This window comes from Arthrobacter sp. Cza30, from assembly GCF_059090765.1.
Genome location: NZ_JBNHGA010000001.1, coordinates 619,391 through 635,346 on the forward strand (window position 1 = coordinate 619,391; position 15,956 = coordinate 635,346).

The following is a 15,956-nucleotide window of genomic DNA, read 5'->3' on the forward strand; positions in this document are numbered from 1 at the left end:
ACGATGCAACCCGCCGCGACGGAACGGAAGAGAATCCACGTGACTGAAAGACATGTCGACGACGCCGACTGGGCGACCGCCGCGGAGCAGTCCTCGGAGGACGACGAGGCGCAGGAAGGCAGCGTCCTGGCCGCCGAGCAGCGGTCGGTCGAGTCGGCCGAGCACGCCGCCATCCACATCGTCGAGGACCCGGACGACGATGACGCCGGCCTCGACGACATCGACGACATCGACGACCCGGAAGCGGACGCAATCGTGAACGACGCCCTGAACCTTGACGAGACGGCCGAGACCGAGGCCGCCGCCGAGGTGCTCAACGACTCCATCGCAGAAGAAGCCGCCGAGCGCGAAGCCGACGCGGCGGACGAGGTGACCCCCTATGACGGACCTGACGTGAACGGCGACGAGGACGAGCCGGTGCTCGATGAGGAGTTCGTCGAGCAGGTCGACGCCGCCGAGAGCGTCGTCGACGAGGTCGAGGCGGGCGTCTCGCCCGCGGATGCCCCCGAGGCTCCGGTCGACCTCGACGAGGACGAGGCCACCGACGTCGACGACGAGGACCCGTACGAGGCGTTCCGCGCCGAGCTGCGCAGCCTCCCGGGCAAGTGGTACGTCATCCACTCCTACGCCGGCTTCGAGCGCAAGGTGAAGGCCAACATCGAGCAGCGCAAGTCGACGCTCGAGGTCGAGGACGACATCTACCAGATCGAGGTCCCGATGGAGGACGTCGTCGAGATCAAGAACGGACAGCGCAAGATGGTCACGCGCGTCCGGATCCCCGGCTACGTGCTCGTGCGCATGGAGCTCAACGAGGACACCTGGTCGGTCGTCCGCCACACGCCGGGCGTCACCGGCTTCGTGGGCAACGCCCACAACCCGACCCCGCTGCGCTTCGAAGAGGCCTTCAACATGCTGAAGAGCCTCGTCGAGGTCAAGGAGGTCGCCGCCGCGAAGGGCGGTGCCGCCAAGAAGGGTCAGGCTGCCACCGCGCGCGCGATCCCGGCCGAGGTCGACTTCGAGGTCGGCGAGACCATCACGATCAAGGAAGGCTCGTTCGCGGGTCTGCCCGGCACGATCAGCGAGATCAAGCCCGAGAGCGGCAAGCTCACGGTGCTCGTGTCGCTGTTCGAGCGCGAGACCCCGGTCGAGCTGTCGTTCGACCAGGTCACCAAGCTCTGACGCACGCCTACGTCACGACGACGCCCCGCTCGGCCTCGGCCGGCGGGGCGTCGTCATGTCGGGGGCATCCGCACGAATCCGTGTTGCCGTCAGGCGAGTCACCCGGCGTGACGAGCGGCCCAGTGGGGGCTCTGGATCAGCCCGATCAGGTTGCCGAAAGGATCGCTGACGGATGCCGACCACCAGCCTTCTCCACGCTCCGTGATGGGATCGACAGGCGCGGCGCCGAGCTCGATGATGCGCTCGAAGGACGCGTGGATGTCGTCGACGTGCATGCTCACCAGTGCGCCGCCGGGCTGCGGAAGGACGGGCCGGAATCGAGCATCCATGAGGGCCAATTCGTCCTCGTCGTCGCCGAAACGCCACTCCGCGTACTGCGCGGGACCGCCCTCCGGTCGAACGAAATACGGCGGCGCGCCGAGAACGGCCGAGTACCAGTCGACGGCTGCGTCCATGTCGTCGGCGACGAGATTCAGATTGGCGAGTCCGCGGAACATTCTTCCTCCTTGGTCGTGACCTCCTCTTATGCTCGCAGTCGAAGTGCTCACCGAATGAGCACTTCTGGGAAGAGGTTCGCCATGCGCGCTGACCGCCTCATCCAGGCGCTCCTGCTGCTGCAAGGCCGCCAACGAATCACCGCGGCCGAACTCGCAGCGGAGCTGGAGGTGTCTGTGCCGACCGCGCGACGCGATCTCGAGGCGCTCGCCATGGCTGGGGTTCCGCTGTACCCCAGCCGGGGCAAGGGCGGGGGGTGGCGGCTCATCGGAGGTGCCCGCACGGACCTCACCGGCCTCACTTCCCCGGAGGCGATCGCGCTGCTGATCGGACTGACGCAGAGCGCCGGAGCGTCTCCGGACCGGATCGCCGCGATGCGGAAGCTGGTGCGTGCCATGCCGGAGCCGTTCCGAGAAGGGGCCCAGAGGGCGGCGTCCGCGACGGTGCGAGAAGCGCCCTGGGGGAGACGCGAACCCCAAGATGCCCCCGCTGCCGTAGGCCAGCTGCAGCAGGCGATCGCTCAGAGCAGAAGGGTGCGCATCGACTATTCCGGGACGGGAACGAACTCCGTGGTGGAGCTCGTGCCGCTCGTCGTCGGCAGCCGAGGCGATCGCTGGTACCTGATCGCCGCTCCTCCCGAAGATGAGCGGGGCACAGCGGACGCGAGCCGCCTGCGTACGTACCGGGTCGATCGGATCCGATCAGCGCAGATCCTTCCGAGCAGGGGAGAGGCACCCGGCGCGTTCGATCACGCACGAGTCTGGGCCGACATGGTCGCCCGTGTGGAGGAGTGGCGCGGAGCCGCCCGTGCCGTCGTCGTCGTCAAGGCGGACGCGGCCGGCGCGCTTCTTGAGCGCTTCGGCGCCCAGGCGCGGGTGATCGACGACCCGGCGGCGGAATCCAGCGCGGACCTCGTGTGTGTGGAGGTGCGGGCGCATCGGCTGGAGGCGCTCGCCGAACAGCTGGTGGGATGGTCGGACGTGGCTGAGGCCATCGAGCCGCCGGAGCTTCGCCGCGCGCTGTTCGAGCTGGCGTCTCGAGTGCGACGGATGTACGCCGACAGTGTTGAGGAGGCTCCCGAGCACATCAGGTAGACTTACGTGGTTTGTGTGCCGCTTCGGCGTGCGCAAACCGACACCGCGGCCCGGAACGGCCGGATTCGCGGGAGAACGGATGCTGCGGCATCCGCTCGATGAAAGGAAAGAGAATGGCACCGAAGAAGAAGGTGACCGGCCTGATCAAGCTCCAGATCAACGCCGGCGCCGCCAACCCGGCGCCGCCGATCGGCCCCGCGCTCGGTCAGCATGGCGTCAACATCATGGAGTTCTGCAAGGCGTACAACGCCGCGACCGAGTCGCAGCGCGGCAACGTCATCCCCGTGGAGATCACCGTCTACGAGGACCGCAGCTTCACGTTCGTCCTGAAGACCCCGCCGGCCGCTGAGCTCATCAAGAAGGCCGCCGGCGTGCAGAAGGGCTCGAAGACGCCGCACACGGCCAAGGTGGGCAAGCTCACCAAGGAGCAGGTGCGTCAGATCGCCGAGACGAAGCAGCCCGACCTGAACGCGAACGACCTCGAGGCCGCCTCGAAGATCATCGCCGGCACTGCCCGTTCCATGGGCATCACGGTCGAGGACTGAGGGGAGTAAGGAACATGGCTACGAAGTCCAAGGCCTACCAGGCTGCTGCCGCCAAGATCGAGGCGGACAAGTTCTACACGCCGACCGAGGCTGTCGCCCTCGCGAAGGAGACCGGCTCGGCGAAGTTCGACGCGACCGTCGAGGTCGCGCTCAAGCTCTCGGTCGACCCGCGCAAGGCCGACCAGATGGTGCGCGGCACCGTCATCCTCCCGCACGGCACGGGCAAGACCGCCCGCGTCATCGTGTTCGCGACGGGTCCGGCCGCTGAGGCCGCGATCGCCGCGGGTGCGGACGAGGTCGGCGGCGCCGAGCTCATCGAGAAGGTCGCCGGCGGCTACACCGCGTTCGATGCGGCCGTCGCCACGCCCGAGCTCATGGGCCAGGTCGGTCGACTGGGCAAGGTGCTGGGCCCCCGCGGCCTCATGCCGAACCCCAAGACCGGCACGGTGACCCCGAACCCGGCCAAGGCCGTCGAGGAGATCAAGGGCGGAAAGATCGAGTTCCGCGTCGACAAGCACGCCAACGTGCACTTCGTCGTCGGCAAGGCCTCGTTCTCGACCGACCAGCTCGACGAGAACCTCAAGGCTGCGCTCGAGGAGATCGTGCGTCTGAAGCCGTCGAGCTCGAAGGGTCGCTACATCCAGAAGGGCGCCGTGTCGACCACGTTCGGTCCCGGCATCCCGCTGGACGTCAACGCGCTCGTCTGAGTCGTACAGTTCGAACGCAAGGGGCTTCACCTTCGGGTGGGGCCCCTTCGTCGTCCCGGGCGGCGCGCGGGGCATCCGATCCGCGCTGACGCCTGCCGCAGCGGTGAGGCGCCTCGTCGGCGTCACGCCGTCGGCCGCACCTCGAATCCGTGCTCGCCGGTGGGTGTGACATCCGTCACGGTGGAGGCTTCGACCCGCGACCCGGGCGGCCCCTCGGCCATCCACGCCAGCACTTCGTCGACCTGTTGCGGGCTGCCCTCGACCTCGGCCTCGACGCTGCCGTCGCGGCGATTGCGCACCCAGCCGGTGACGCCGGCATCCCGGGCGACCATCCGCATCGTGTAGCGGTACCCGACGCCCTGGACGTCGCCGGTGACGAGAACGTGCACGCGCCTCATGGTCCCATGGTGCCCGGGTGCCGCTGTCGTTCGCGACCCGCGACGCGCCACGGCTCAGTGAGGCAGGACGAGCGAGACCCCGAGCGCGATCATCACGACGGCGATGACGGCATCCAGGATGCGCCATGCACGGGGCGTCGAGAGCCAGCGCCCCAGCAGGCGCGCGCCGAACGCGAGGCCGAAGAACCAGACGATGCTCGCCGTGATGGCGCCGGCGGCGAAGAGCCAGCGCGCGTCGCCGTGCGTGTTGGCGATCGACCCGAGCAGGAACACGGTGTCGAGGTACACGTGGGGGTTCAGCCAGGTCAGTGCGAGGCAGGTCAGGAGCACGGGGACCAGTCGCGTGCGTGACAGCGTGGTCGTGGACCGGATGCCGGTGCCCTGTGTGCCAGGGCGACGCCCGTGCCCGGTCCTGGCCGCTCTGTCGCCGTCTCGCGTGCTGTCCGTCTCGTCGTCCGAAGCGGCGGCGAGGGTCTGCCCCGACGGCCGCCAGGCTCTGCGGGCGGCGAGCAGGCCGTACGCGACGAGGAACGCAGCCCCCGCCCATCGCACCGCGTCGACGAGCCACGGCACCGCCTGCAGCACGAGTCCGATACCCGAGACCCCCAGCACGATGAGGGCGGCATCCGACACCGCGCACACGGCGGCGACGGCGACGACGTGTTCACGGCGCAGCCCCTGCCGCAGCACGAAGAGGTTCTGGGCGCCGATGGCGATGATGAGGGAGAAGCCAAGGCCGAGGCCGGCGAGCAGGGGAGTGAGCACCATACGACGGTAAGCGCGGGCCGATCGATAGTACAGCTCATGCTTCTTCAGTATCATTAGCGCCACTTATGGCACGCATACCGTTCGAACTGGCCGAGACGCTGGCCGCCGTTGTCGACGAGGGGACGCTGGATGCCGCCGCCCGTCGCCTGCGCATCACACCGTCCGCCGTCAGCCAGCGCATCAAGGCCCTCGAGGAGCAGCTCGGACGCGTCGTGCTCGTGCGCTCCAGGCCGGCTCGCACCACCGAAGCCGGCAGCGCCGTGGTCCGCCTCGCGCGCCAGGCGGCGCTGCTCGAGCACGACACGCTCGTGACGCTCGGCGAGGACCCGGCCGAGGGATCACGCATCAGCGTTCCGCTGGCGGTCAACGCCGACTCGCTCGCCACGTGGTTCCTCGCGCCGCTCGCGCGCCTCGTGCAGCGGCATCCGATCGTGTTCGATCTGCACCGGGACGACCAGGACTTCACCGCCGGGCTGCTGGAGTCGGGAACCGTCATGGGCGCCGTGACCTCGCGCGCGGCGCCGGTGCCCGGGTGCCGCGTATCGGCACTCGGGGCGATGCGGTACGAAGCGGTCGCGACGCCCGCGTTCGTCGCCCAGTGGCTGGCCGACGACCCGGTCGCGGCGCTCGCCGACGCGCCGCTGGTCGACTTCGACCGCCGCGACGACCTGCAGAACGTCTGGCTCGCCCGTCGCGGGATCGATCCTGCGCGACCGCCTCGCCACTACGTGCCGGCGTCGAACGACTTCGCGACGGCTGTCCGGCTGGGCCTCGGCTGGGCCATGCTGCCGCGCTTCCAGTCCGCCGACGCGCTCGAGCGCGGTGAACTCGTGCTGCTGGGCGGCCCGCCGGTCGACGTCGCCCTGCACTGGCAGCAGTGGAACCTGCGCTCGCCGCTGCTGGATGCGATCGCCGACGAGGTCGTCGCGGAGGGCCGTCGCCTGCTCACCCCGGCCGCCTAGCCGAGGCGGATCCGAGCTCAGTCGTCGGTCACGCGCAGCACGATCTTGCCGCGGGTGTGACCGTCCTCGATCTCCCGGTGCGCGGTCGCGGCGTCGGCAAGGTCATGAACCCGATCGATGTAGACCTGCACCGCACCGGAGTCGAGCAGGCGCCCGATCGTCGCGAGCGCGCCGCCGTCGGGGATGACCTTGTAGCTCGTCGCGCGCACGCCGGCTTCTGCGGCGGCATCCGCGTAGCCGGGCCACGCGCCCGTCGGCACCATGACGTACAGGCCGCCCGGACGCAGCACCCGCAGCGACCGGGTGCCCGTGTCGGCCGCAACGTTCCCCACCAGGTCGATGACAACGTCGACATCGGCGACGACCTCGTCGAAGCGGGTGGTGGTGTAGTCGATGACCACGGACGCGCCGAGCTCCCGCAGCCACGAGGTGTTGCGACCCGACGTGGTGGCGGTGACGTGCGCGCCGAAGTACGCGGCGAGCTGCACGGCGAAATGCCCGACGCCGCCGCTGCCGGCATGGATCAGCATCCGCTGCCCTTCGTGGGCGTGCGCCGTCTCGACGACCAGTCCCCACGCGGTGAGCGCTGCCAGCGGCACGCCGGCCGCTTCGACGTGTGACAGCGACGACGGCTTGCGGGCCACCGACAGCGTCGGCGCCACCGTGTACTCGGCGTACGTGCCGCCCGATCGCGGAAAGGTCGCCATCCCGAACACGGGCGTCCCGGGCGGAAACGGGTGCGATTCGTACGGGGCCGACACCACGATGCCGCTGAAGTCGAAGCCCAGCGTCGCCGGGAAGCCCGAGATCGCGCCAGACACCCCTCTGCCGGCGCGCGTCTTGGCGTCGATGGGGTTCACGCCCGCCGCGACGACCCGCACGAGCAGCTCGCTGAGCACCGGCTTCGGGACGGGAATGGATGCCTCGCGCAGCGCGTCGGCCTCGCCCGGCGCGTCGAAGACGACGGCGCGCATCTCTGCCGGAGGCTTGCTCACCGGCATGATGTCGGCATCCGATGAGGCCGGGGATCGCAGCGGTCGGAATCTCATGGCTCGCTCCTTCCGCGTGCCTGCCGGCGTCGGCAGCGCTGGTCGCCGTTGTCGTGAACAGTCAATCGTGCCAATGTCTCGCCCGTGTTACGTCGGTGCTACCGCTGGACGCAGTGCTCCGCCACCGGCATCTGTCAGCCCTTCGACGACCGCCTCGCCGTGTCCCAAAGGCTCGGCTGCATCCGGGGTTGCAGCGGATCTTTCGGGACACGAAGCGTCGGCATGTCCCGAATCCACGGCTGGGAACAGCCTTGCAGCCGGTGTTTCGGGACACGGAACCGATCATTCGGGACACGGAGCGAGCGGTGCTGCATCACCCCTGGGCGGTGCGCGCGTCGACGCCTGCCGGCGAGAGGACCTGCTGCGTCACCATGATCGCCGCGCCCACGACACCGGCGGTCTCGCCGGCCTGGGACTGCACGATGGCGAGGTGCTGCGTCGCCAGCGGGATCGAGCGGCGGTATACGACCTCGCGCACGCCGGCGAGCAGGTGCTCGCCCGCCCGGGCGACGCTGCCGCCGATCACGATGATCGACGGATTGAGCATGTTCACCACGGTCGCCAGCACCTCGCCGACCTCGCGCCCGGCCTGCCGCGTGGCGGCGATCGCGGCCGGATTGCCGCCGCGAACGAGATTCACGACGTCGGAGCTGCCGGCGGCCTCGATGCCCTGCGCACGCAGCTCGGCGGCGATGGCGGTGCCGCTCGCGATCGCCTCGAGGTCGCGTTCGTCGCCGGGAGGCCGGGGGGAATCGTGACTGTAGGGCACCTGCACGTGGCCCATGTCGCCGGCCGATCCCTGCGCGCCCCGCTGCAGCTGACCGCCCGAGATGATGCCGGCGCCGATGCCCGTGGCCACCTTGACGAAGATGAGGTCGTCGACGTCCTTCCACGTGATCGCGCGCTCGCCGAGCGCGAGGATGTTCACGTCGTTGTCGACGAGCACGGGCACATCCAGCGTGCGCTGCACGTACCCCGGCACGTCGAAGCGGTCCCACCCGGGCATGATGGGCGGGTTCGTCGGCCGGCCGGTCGAGTGCTCGACCGGTCCTGGCACGCCGATGCCCACGCCGACCAGGCGCGAGAGGGGGTGCGATCCGGCTTCCAGCAGGCGCGTGCCGTCGGCGATGACGCTGTCGAGGACGAGCTCCGGCCCCTCGGCGATGCGCAGCTGCCTCGTGTGGCTCGACAGGATGCGTCCCGACAGATCCGACAGCGCGACGGTGGCGTGGGTGGCCCCGAGATCGACGGCCAGGACGATGCCTGCGAGCGGGTTGAACGCGACGCGAGCCGGCGGACGACCGCCCGTCGAGGCCGCCTCGCCCGCCGGGTGGACGAGGCCGGATGCCACGAGCGCATCGACCCGTGACGAGACGGTGGACCGGGCGAGACCCGTCAGCAGCGCGAGCTCGGACTTGGTCCGCGCGCGACCGTCGCGGAGGATCTGGAAGATCTCTCCCGCGCCCGGGCTCACGGCGCCCGGAGCACGCGTCACGTCGACCATGGCGACAGTAAAGCACACGACTTCCTTGCCCTCGCCATGGAACTTCGGGGCTTGAGCGGATCACTTTTGACGAAGTACTAGCAAAAGTTCGGTGCGTCGTGTCACAATCGTCCGCATGACAACGGGTGTCACCGACACCGGCGTCGGGACGATCCGCACCGGAGTCCTCGGCGGCGGATTCATGGCCAGAGTCCACTCCGGCGCCGCGCGCACCGCGGGCGCACGGCTCGTGGGCATCGCGACCTCGAGCGCGTCGCGTGCCGCGTCGGCCGCGGCCGCCCTCGGCGTCGACCGCGCCGAGGCCGACGCGCAGGCGCTCCTCGCGGCATCCGACATCGATGCCGTGCACATCTGCACACCCAACGCCACGCACGCCGCGCTGGCCTCGGCGGCGCTGGAAGCCGGCAAGCACGTCGTGTGCGAGAAGCCGCTGGCGACGACGGTCGAGGACGCGCGGCGCCTGGCCGAGGCGGCGCAGGCCAGCGGCCGCGTCGCCGCCGTCCCCTTCGTCTATCGCTACCACCCCATGGTCCGCGAAGCGCGGGCGCGGGTCGCCGCGGGCGAGGCGGGTGCCCTCATCAGCATCGACGCGGCGTACCTGCAGGACTGGATGCTGCTGCCCGACGACGACGACTGGCGGGCGGATGCCTCAGCGGGCGGTCCGTCGCGCGCGTTCGCCGACATCGGCTCGCACCTCTGCGACCTGATCGAGTTCGTCGCGGGGGAGCGCATCGTGCGGCTGACCGCCCGCACCCGACGCGTGTACGACGAGCGCGGTGGGCGTGCAGTGACGAACGAAGACGTCGCGGCGGTGCTGGTGGAGACCGCCTCCGGCGCGCTCGGGACCCTCCTGGTGTCGCAGATGGCGGCCGGCCGCAAGAACGGGCTCGTCCTCGAGCTGCATGGCACGGCCCACACCCTGCGCTTCGAGCAGGAGCGCCCTGAGGAGCTGTGGGTCGGCGGCCGGGAGGGGTCTCGGCTGCTGCTGCGCGACCCGGCCACCGCGGCGCCCGACTCCGCGCGTCTGCAGCGGGTCCCCGCCGGGCATCCGATGGGGTATCAGGACGCCTTCGACGGATTCGTCGCCGACGTCTACGCGGCGATCGCGGGCGAGCAGCCCGAGGGGCTGCCGACCTTCGCCGACGGTCTTCGCGCCGCCGTGCTCACCGACGCGGTGCTGCGAGCGGCCGAGACGCGAACCTGGATCGAGGTGGACTCGTGAGCGACACGATGCTCGCCGACGCCCCGGTGCCGCAGGGCGAGACCGATGTCGTGCTTCGGGCACGCGGCATCGGCAAGAGCTTCTTCGGCGTCACGGTGCTCTCGGACATCGAGATGGACATCCGCCGCGGCGAGGTCCACGGCCTCGTCGGCGAGAACGGCGCCGGCAAGTCGACGTTCATGAAGATCCTCGCCGGCGTCCATCAGGCTGACGCCGGGACAGTCGAGTTCGAAGGTCGGCAGGTGTCGTTCACGCACCCCCGGCCGGCGATGGATGCAGGGCTCGTGACCGTGTTCCAGGAGTTCAACCTGCTTCCCGAGCGGACCGTCGCGCAGAACGTGTTCCTGGGCCGCGAGCCGCGCAAGGCCGGCTTCGTGGACAAGAAGGGCATGGAGAGGCGCACGCGCGCGCTGCTGGAGGACCTCGGCGTCGCCTTCATCGATCCGGCCTCGCGCGTGGGGTCCCTCACGGTCGCCGAGCAGCAGATCGTCGAGATCGTCAAGGCGCTCTCGTTCGACGCGCGGGTCATCTCGATGGATGAGCCGACCGCGGCGCTGAGCGACCACGAGGTGGAGCTGCTCTACGCGATCATCCGGAAGCTCACCGCACGCGGCGTCGCGGTGATCTACGTGTCGCACCGGCTCAAGGAGATCTTCGACCTCTGCGACCGCATCACGATCCTCAAGGACGGCGCGCTGGTCTCCACCGACGCCACCGCGGACCTCACCAGCGCCGAGCTCGTGCGCCGCATGGTCGGCCGCCCCCTGCAGTCGTACTTCCCGGCCGCCGTGGAAGGCACGACGGTGGGCGCGGCGCGCCTCGAGCTGCGCGGATGCGGCAACGAGTTCGTCGACGACGTCACCCTCACCGTCCACGCCGGGGAGATCGTGGGACTCGCGGGGCTCCAGGGCTCGGGGCGCACCGAACTCGTCGAAGGCGTCTTCGGCGTCCACGCGTTCACGCGCGGGACCATGATCCTCGACGGGCGGACGATCCGCCTCACCAGCGCCCGCGCCGCCGTGAAGGCCGGGCTCGCCCTGGTCACCGAGGACCGCAAGGCGCAGGGTCTCGCGCTCGGCCAGTCGGTCCTCGACAACGCGCTGCTCGTCGTGCGGAGCGTCTTCGCCGGGCGCACCCGCACCTCCCGGCGTGACGTGCCGGGCATCCTGAGCTCCCTGGAAGTGTCGTCGCGCGGGGTCGACCAGGAGGTGCGGTTCCTCTCCGGCGGCAACCAGCAGAAGGTCGTGCTGGCCAAGTGGCTGGTGACCGACCCGCAGGTGGTCCTGTTCGACGAGCCCACCCGAGGCATCGACGTCGGCGCCAAGGTCGCGGTGTACCAGCTGATGCGCCAGCTCGCCGCTGAGGGCAAGGCGGTGCTCATGGTCTCCAGCGAGCTTCCCGAGGTCATCGGCATGAGCGATCGCATCCTCGTCATGCGCGACGGCGAGCTCGCCGCGGAGCTTCCCGCCGGGTCGGCCGAGCACGAAGTGCTGGCGGCGGCGACCGGGTCGCACGAGGACCTGCCGGGGCCGGTCACCGCGCCCGAGCCGGCAGATCCCCGCATCGAGTCCGAAGGAGGCCGGCCGTGAAGCGCATGCGCATCGATTCCACCGTGATCGTGCTCGGCATCCTGATCCTCGTGATCGCGGTCGGGGCGATCCTCGTCGCCACCGTCGGGCGCAACTTCTTCAGCCCAGGCAACATCCGCGACATCCTCACCGGCATGAGCGTGCTGGGACTGGTCGCCATCGGCCAGACGCTCGTGATCCTCGGGGCGTCGCTGGACCTCTCGGTCACCTACGTCATGAGCCTGGCGAGTCTGATCGCGGCGACCACGATGAACGGCAACCCGGGGAACATCCCGTGGGCGGTCACCCTCACGCTCATCGTGTGCGCCGCGATCGGGCTGGCCAACGGCCTCATCGTCACCGTGCTCAAGGTCAACGGGTTCATCGCCACGCTCGGGGTGGGCCTCATCCTGCAAGGCGTGCTGAACACGAACTTCCAGGGGAGCGCGGGCTCGGTGCCGTGGGAGTTCCAGATGGTCGGCGCGACGGTCGTGGGCCCCGTGCCCGTGTCGACGATGATCATGATCGCGCTCGCCGTCGTGGTGTGGTTCCTGCTCGACCGCACGCGCACCGGCGCGCACCTGTTCGCCGTCGGCGGCGACCCCGAGGTCGCGCGCCTGTCGGGTGTGCGCACCCGCCCGCCGCTCATCGTGGCGCACGTGCTGTGCTCGGTGTCCGCGGGCCTTGCCGGACTGCTGCTGGCGAGCCGCCTCGGCGTGGGCAGCCCGACGGTCGGCCAGCAGGGCGGCTACGCCCTGCTGTCGATCGCCGCCGTCGTGCTGGGCGGAACGCTGCTGCTGGGCGGCCGGGGCTCCATCTGGGGCACCATCGGCGGCGTGGCGATCTTCGCGGTCGTCGACAACGTCATGAGCGTCATGCAGGTCAACCCCTTCCTCAAGGACGTCGTCCGCGGCGTGGTCATCGTGGCCGCCGTCGCGGTCTACAGTCGCCGCGCGATCATCCGCCGGCGCACCCGCTTCGGACCGGGGGGCACGAGGACGGGTGGGGATGCCGCGGCTCAGGCCGCCGCGCCGGCCATGGCCGCGGCATCCCAGGCCCTCGAAGCCGAGGCCGAGGCGGCCGATACCCGCTCGGCGACCCAGGGAGGTGAGTTCCGGTGAACGCCCTGCGCACTCTTGTGAGCCCGCGCGGCGCGGTGTTCCTGCTGCTGGTGATCCTGCTGGTCGCCGTGACGGTGCTGAACCCGAACTTCGCCGAGCCCGGGCAGATCATGCGCTACATCCAGCGCGTCGCCCCCGTCGCGATCGTGGCGATCGGGCAGTACTTCGTCATCATCGCCGGCGAGTTCGACCTGTCGCAGGGCTCGCTCATCACCGCGCAGGTGATCGTCGCCGGCAACCTCGTCGGTCAGGACGACTCCCGTACGATCCCCGTGCTGTGCCTCATGGTGGTGCTCGGGCTCTTCGTGGGACTCCTCAACGGCCTGCTGACGACGCTGCTGCGGGTGCCGTCGTTCATCGTCACCCTCGGCATGATGCTGGCTCTGCTCGGCCTCGTGCTCTGGTGGACCGGCGGTGCGGCGACCGGCAACCCGGCCGACAGCTTCCGGCAGATCGGGCGCGGCGGCATCCGCGACATCCCGCTCATCGACTTCCTGCCGTGGTCGGTGCTGGTCCTCGCCGCGTGGCTGGCCCTGGCCATCTGGCTCACCAAGCGCCCGCTGGGCAGGCTCCTCATCGCGATCGGCGACAACGCCCGCGCGACCCGCTACTCGGGAGCCCGGGACTGGTGGGTGACCACGCGCGCCTTCATGATCTCGTCGCTGTCCGCGACGCTGTCGGCCGTGCTGCTCGTCGGGTACGCCGGCGTGCACCCGTCGGTCGGCCGAGGCTACGAGTTCATCGCGATCACCGCCGTCGTGCTCGGCGGCGTGGTGCTCGGGGGCGGCCGCGGCTGGATCGTCGCCGCCGTGGCCGGCGCCTTCGTGCTCGAGGCGCTGTTCCTGCTGCTGAACATCGCCGGCGTCCCGTCCTCGCTCCGCGACGCCGTGCAGGGCGTCATCATCATCGCCGCCGTGGCCTACTCGGGCCTGGTGTTCCGGTCCCGCCGCCGAGGGGCGGCCCACACGCCTTCTCCCGATCCGGGGAAGAAACCCGACGCGCCCGCCGGCGCCGAGGTGTCGTCCGCATCACCTGCCCTCGCTGCCGAGGGCGTCGCAGAAACCAGAGGAGACTAGCAATGCGACGATCAGTGAAGATCGCCACCACAGCGGTGGCGCTCGTCGGCCTCTTCGCCCTCGCCGGGTGTTCGACCGACCCCACCGTGGCCCCACCGGACGCGTCCGCCGCTCCGACCGAGGACGGCGGCGAGACCACCGAATGGTTCGACCAGGAGCTCTTCGACACGCAGATGGCCCAGCGCGAGGTCGTGCCCGAGGGCCCCGAGGGCGAGCCGTACCTGCAGCACATCGACGCCGAGATGGTGGACACGTCGCAGTACGCGAGCACCGGGCCCAAGAAGGCGTGCTTCGCCAACGCGTCCATCTCGAACCCGTGGCGGCAGACCGGCTGGATCACCATGAACCAGCAGCTGAAGGTGCTGCAGGAGCAGGGCGTGATCAGCGAGATGGAGACCCGCGACGCGCAGGACTCCGACGACACGCAGATCGCCGACATCGACTACTTCATCTCCGAGGGCAACTGCGACGTCTTCATCATCTCGCCGAACAGCACGGCGGCGATGACCCCGGCCGTCCAGCGCGCCTGTGACACCGGCAAGCCGGTGATCGTCTTCGACCGCGGTGTCGAGACCGACTGCCCGGTGACGTTCATCCACCCGATCGGCGGGTTCGCGTGGGGCATCGACACCGCCCAGTTCCTCATCGACAACCTCGAGGAGGGCGACAAGGTCGTGGGCCTGCGCATCCTTCCGGGCGTCGACGTGCTCGAGCAGCGCTGGGCCGCCGCCGAGCACATGTTCGAGGAGGCCGGCATCGAGGCGGTCGACTACTTCACCGGCGCCGACCCGGCCGAGATCAAGAGCATCATCGCCGACGAGCTGGCCAAGGGCGACGTGCACGGCGTGTGGATGGACGCCGGAGACGGCGCCGTCGCCGCCATCGAGGCGTTCGAGGACGCCGGCGTCGACTACCCGGTGATGACCGGTGAGGACGAGATGAGCTTCCTGCGCAAGTGGAAGGAGACGGGTCTGACGGGCCTTGCTCCGGTCTACTCGAACTTCCAGTGGCGCACGCCGCTGCTGGCCGCGCAGAAGATCTTCGCCGGCGAGGAGGTCCCGAAGGAGTGGGTCCTGCCGCAGGAGCCGATCACCGCGGAAGAGGCCGACCAGTACCTCGAGGCCAACGAGGGCATGCCCGACGGCCACTACGCCAAGTTCGGCGGCGAGAACCTGCCGGGCTACCCCGAGGTCTGGCAGGAGCGCCAGATCCCGTAACCGCCTGACCGTGTCCCGCTTTCCCGGTGACATGTCCCGAAGAACAGGCTTTCGGGGCCGATCCAACCGAGAAAGTGGGACACGGTTGCGGTGCGCCTGGCCGTACCGACATTTCGACACGAACAAGGAGCGGCATGCGTCGCAGAATCGGCGTCAACACCTGGGTATGGACCTCGCCGTTGACCGACGACTCCCTGGCCGAGCTGGTCCCGCGGATCGCGGCGATGGGCTTCCAGGCCATCGAGCTTCCCCTCGAGAGCGCCGGCGACTGGGATGCCTCCCGCACGCGCGACCTGCTCGACGCACACGGTCTCGCACCGGTCGTGATCGGCGCGATGGGTCCGGGGCGCTCGCTCGTCGACCGCGCCGGGAACGTCGCAGCCACCCAGGAGTACCTGCGCACCTGCATGGCGGCCGCCGCACGGCTCGGGGCATCCGTCGTCGCCGGCCCCTTCTACGCGCCCACCGGGGTGACGTGGCGCATGACGGCGGAGGAGCGCGTCGAGGTCTATGCGCAGCTGCGCCGCAACCTGCGACCGCTCGTCGACCGCGCCGCCGCGGATGGGCTGACCCTCGCGATCGAGCCGCTCAACCGGTACGAGACGAGCGTCGTCAACACCGTCGAGCAGGCGCTCGAGGCGCTCGGTCCGCTGCTCGGACCCGGTCTCGGGCTCGCCCTGGACACCTACCATCTGAACATCGAGGAGAAGCGCCCGGATGCCGCCATCCGCGCCGCCGCCGGCCGCATCGGACACGTCCAGGTGTGCGGCACCGACCGCGGCGCGGTCGGCGACGACCACGCCGACTGGCCGGCACTGCTGGACGCCCTCGATGACGCCGGCTACGACGGCATCCTCGGGCTGGAGAGCTTCACCGGCGAGAACGCGACGATCGCCGTGGCAGCCTCCGTCTGGCGGCCCCTCGCTCCCTCGCAGGATGCCCTCGCCGAGCGCTCGCTCGCCTACCTCGACGCGCTGCAGGCGCAGCGTGAGACCATCGACCACCGACCCGGCGCCGCCGACGCGGCCGCACTCCCGATGTGAGGATGTCT

Annotated in this window: 16 protein-coding genes; 11 read left to right on the plus strand and 5 right to left on the minus strand. The window is 70.2% G+C overall.

All coding sequences use genetic code 11. From position 1 onward, the window contains the following. The first annotated feature begins 39 nt into the window (after positions 1-39). Positions 40-1,179, plus strand: a complete 1,140-nt coding sequence (gene nusG / locus AC5RVZ_RS02675) for a transcription termination/antitermination protein NusG (RefSeq protein ID WP_494064227.1) — start codon at positions 40-42, stop codon at positions 1,177-1,179. Between the two features lie 98 nt (positions 1,180-1,277). Here nusG and AC5RVZ_RS02680 read toward each other — a convergent pair whose 3' ends face one another. Further along, the gene (locus tag AC5RVZ_RS02680; protein WP_494064228.1) at positions 1,278-1,676 is read right to left on the minus strand and encodes a VOC family protein; all 399 of its coding nucleotides are present in this window, start codon (positions 1,674-1,676) and stop codon (positions 1,278-1,280) included. 81 nt (positions 1,677-1,757) lie between these two features. Here AC5RVZ_RS02680 and AC5RVZ_RS02685 point away from each other — a divergent pair, with 81 nt between their 5' ends. The 3 genes from AC5RVZ_RS02685 (at position 1,758) to rplA (ending at position 4,020) form a co-directional block, all read left to right on the plus strand. Continuing rightward, positions 1,758-2,768: a helix-turn-helix transcriptional regulator gene (locus AC5RVZ_RS02685; protein ID WP_494064229.1), complete on the plus strand. Its 1,011-nt coding sequence runs from the start codon at positions 1,758-1,760 to the stop codon at positions 2,766-2,768. Positions 2,769-2,881: 113 nt separating this feature from the next. Continuing rightward, positions 2,882-3,313, plus strand: a complete 432-nt coding sequence (rplK, locus tag AC5RVZ_RS02690) for a 50S ribosomal protein L11 (RefSeq protein WP_494064230.1) — start codon at positions 2,882-2,884, stop codon at positions 3,311-3,313. 14 nt (positions 3,314-3,327) lie between these two features. Next, the gene (gene rplA / locus AC5RVZ_RS02695) at positions 3,328-4,020 is read left to right on the plus strand and encodes a 50S ribosomal protein L1 (RefSeq protein WP_494064231.1); all 693 of its coding nucleotides are present in this window, start codon (positions 3,328-3,330) and stop codon (positions 4,018-4,020) included. Between the two features lie 122 nt (positions 4,021-4,142). Here rplA and AC5RVZ_RS02700 read toward each other — a convergent pair whose 3' ends face one another. Together AC5RVZ_RS02700 and lysE are read right to left on the minus strand one after the other, a co-directional pair. Next, positions 4,143-4,418: an acylphosphatase gene (locus AC5RVZ_RS02700; protein ID WP_494064232.1), complete on the minus strand. Its 276-nt coding sequence runs from the start codon at positions 4,416-4,418 to the stop codon at positions 4,143-4,145. A 54-nt stretch (positions 4,419-4,472) separates the two neighbouring features. Further along, positions 4,473-5,186 carry an L-lysine exporter gene (lysE, locus tag AC5RVZ_RS02705; RefSeq protein ID WP_494064233.1) on the minus strand — a complete coding sequence of 238 codons (714 nt, stop codon included), beginning with the start codon at positions 5,184-5,186 and terminating at the stop codon, positions 4,473-4,475. A 65-nt stretch (positions 5,187-5,251) separates the two neighbouring features. Between lysE and AC5RVZ_RS02710 the strand changes: the two genes are divergently transcribed. Beyond that, entirely contained in the window at positions 5,252-6,148 is an 897-nt protein-coding gene (locus AC5RVZ_RS02710; protein ID WP_494064234.1) for a LysR family transcriptional regulator ArgP, read from the plus strand. 17 nt (positions 6,149-6,165) lie between these two features. Here AC5RVZ_RS02710 and AC5RVZ_RS02715 read toward each other — a convergent pair whose 3' ends face one another. Together AC5RVZ_RS02715 and AC5RVZ_RS02720 are read right to left on the minus strand one after the other, a co-directional pair. Further along, positions 6,166-7,197 carry an NADP-dependent oxidoreductase gene (locus AC5RVZ_RS02715; protein WP_494064235.1) on the minus strand — a complete coding sequence of 344 codons (1,032 nt, stop codon included), beginning with the start codon at positions 7,195-7,197 and terminating at the stop codon, positions 6,166-6,168. A gap of 313 nt (positions 7,198-7,510) precedes the next feature. Then, positions 7,511-8,701, minus strand: coding sequence for an ROK family transcriptional regulator (locus tag AC5RVZ_RS02720; RefSeq protein ID WP_494064236.1), 1,191 nt, complete (start codon positions 8,699-8,701; stop codon positions 7,511-7,513). Positions 8,702-8,816: 115 nt separating this feature from the next. On the opposite strand from AC5RVZ_RS02720, the gene AC5RVZ_RS02725 reads away from it, so the two are divergent. The 6 genes from AC5RVZ_RS02725 to AC5RVZ_RS02750 all read left to right on the plus strand — a co-directional run bounded on the left by AC5RVZ_RS02725 (position 8,817) and on the right by AC5RVZ_RS02750 (position 15,948). Continuing rightward, complete coding sequence (locus tag AC5RVZ_RS02725) at positions 8,817-9,923, plus strand: Gfo/Idh/MocA family protein (RefSeq protein ID WP_494064237.1); 1,107 nt, start codon at positions 8,817-8,819, stop codon at positions 9,921-9,923. 8 nt (positions 9,924-9,931) lie between these two features. Beyond that, positions 9,932-11,512, plus strand: coding sequence for a sugar ABC transporter ATP-binding protein (locus AC5RVZ_RS02730; protein ID WP_494064720.1), 1,581 nt, complete (start codon positions 9,932-9,934; stop codon positions 11,510-11,512). 5 nt (positions 11,513-11,517) lie between these two features. Then, positions 11,518-12,612, plus strand: coding sequence for an ABC transporter permease (locus tag AC5RVZ_RS02735; RefSeq protein ID WP_494064721.1), 1,095 nt, complete (start codon positions 11,518-11,520; stop codon positions 12,610-12,612). Next, positions 12,609-13,688: an ABC transporter permease gene (locus tag AC5RVZ_RS02740; protein WP_494064238.1), complete on the plus strand. Its 1,080-nt coding sequence runs from the start codon at positions 12,609-12,611 to the stop codon at positions 13,686-13,688. The genes AC5RVZ_RS02735 and AC5RVZ_RS02740 overlap by 4 nt, the downstream gene beginning before the upstream one ends. Positions 13,689-13,690: 2 nt before the next feature. Then, positions 13,691-14,905, plus strand: coding sequence for a substrate-binding domain-containing protein (locus AC5RVZ_RS02745; protein WP_494064239.1), 1,215 nt, complete (start codon positions 13,691-13,693; stop codon positions 14,903-14,905). Positions 14,906-15,039: 134 nt separating this feature from the next. Further along, the gene (locus tag AC5RVZ_RS02750; RefSeq protein WP_494064240.1) at positions 15,040-15,948 is read left to right on the plus strand and encodes a sugar phosphate isomerase/epimerase family protein; all 909 of its coding nucleotides are present in this window, start codon (positions 15,040-15,042) and stop codon (positions 15,946-15,948) included. Positions 15,949-15,956: the final 8 nt, after the last annotated feature.

Bases quoted from the DNA above. Each gene is read 5' to 3' on its own strand.
- AC5RVZ_RS02735 (WP_494064721.1), top strand. From the start codon at position 11,518: ATGCGCATCGATTCCACCGTGATCGTGCTCGGCATCCTGATCCTCGTG.
- AC5RVZ_RS02710 (WP_494064234.1), top strand. From the start codon at position 5,252: ATGGCACGCATACCGTTCGAACTGGCCGAGACGCTGGCCGCCGTTGTC.
- AC5RVZ_RS02750 (WP_494064240.1), top strand. From the start codon at position 15,040: ATGCGTCGCAGAATCGGCGTCAACACCTGGGTATGGACCTCGCCGTTG.
- rplA (WP_494064231.1), top strand. From the start codon at position 3,328: ATGGCTACGAAGTCCAAGGCCTACCAGGCTGCTGCCGCCAAGATCGAG.
- lysE (WP_494064233.1), bottom strand. From the start codon at position 5,186: ATGGTGCTCACTCCCCTGCTCGCCGGCCTCGGCCTTGGCTTCTCCCTC.
- AC5RVZ_RS02680 (WP_494064228.1), bottom strand. From the start codon at position 1,676: ATGTTCCGCGGACTCGCCAATCTGAATCTCGTCGCCGACGACATGGAC.
- rplK (WP_494064230.1), top strand. From the start codon at position 2,882: ATGGCACCGAAGAAGAAGGTGACCGGCCTGATCAAGCTCCAGATCAAC.
- AC5RVZ_RS02715 (WP_494064235.1), bottom strand. From the start codon at position 7,197: ATGAGATTCCGACCGCTGCGATCCCCGGCCTCATCGGATGCCGACATC.
- AC5RVZ_RS02720 (WP_494064236.1), bottom strand. From the start codon at position 8,701: ATGGTCGACGTGACGCGTGCTCCGGGCGCCGTGAGCCCGGGCGCGGGA.
- AC5RVZ_RS02700 (WP_494064232.1), bottom strand. From the start codon at position 4,418: ATGAGGCGCGTGCACGTTCTCGTCACCGGCGACGTCCAGGGCGTCGGG.
- AC5RVZ_RS02730 (WP_494064720.1), top strand. From the start codon at position 9,932: ATGCTCGCCGACGCCCCGGTGCCGCAGGGCGAGACCGATGTCGTGCTT.
- AC5RVZ_RS02685 (WP_494064229.1), top strand. From the start codon at position 1,758: ATGCGCGCTGACCGCCTCATCCAGGCGCTCCTGCTGCTGCAAGGCCGC.
- AC5RVZ_RS02745 (WP_494064239.1), top strand. From the start codon at position 13,691: ATGCGACGATCAGTGAAGATCGCCACCACAGCGGTGGCGCTCGTCGGC.
- AC5RVZ_RS02725 (WP_494064237.1), top strand. From the start codon at position 8,817: ATGACAACGGGTGTCACCGACACCGGCGTCGGGACGATCCGCACCGGA.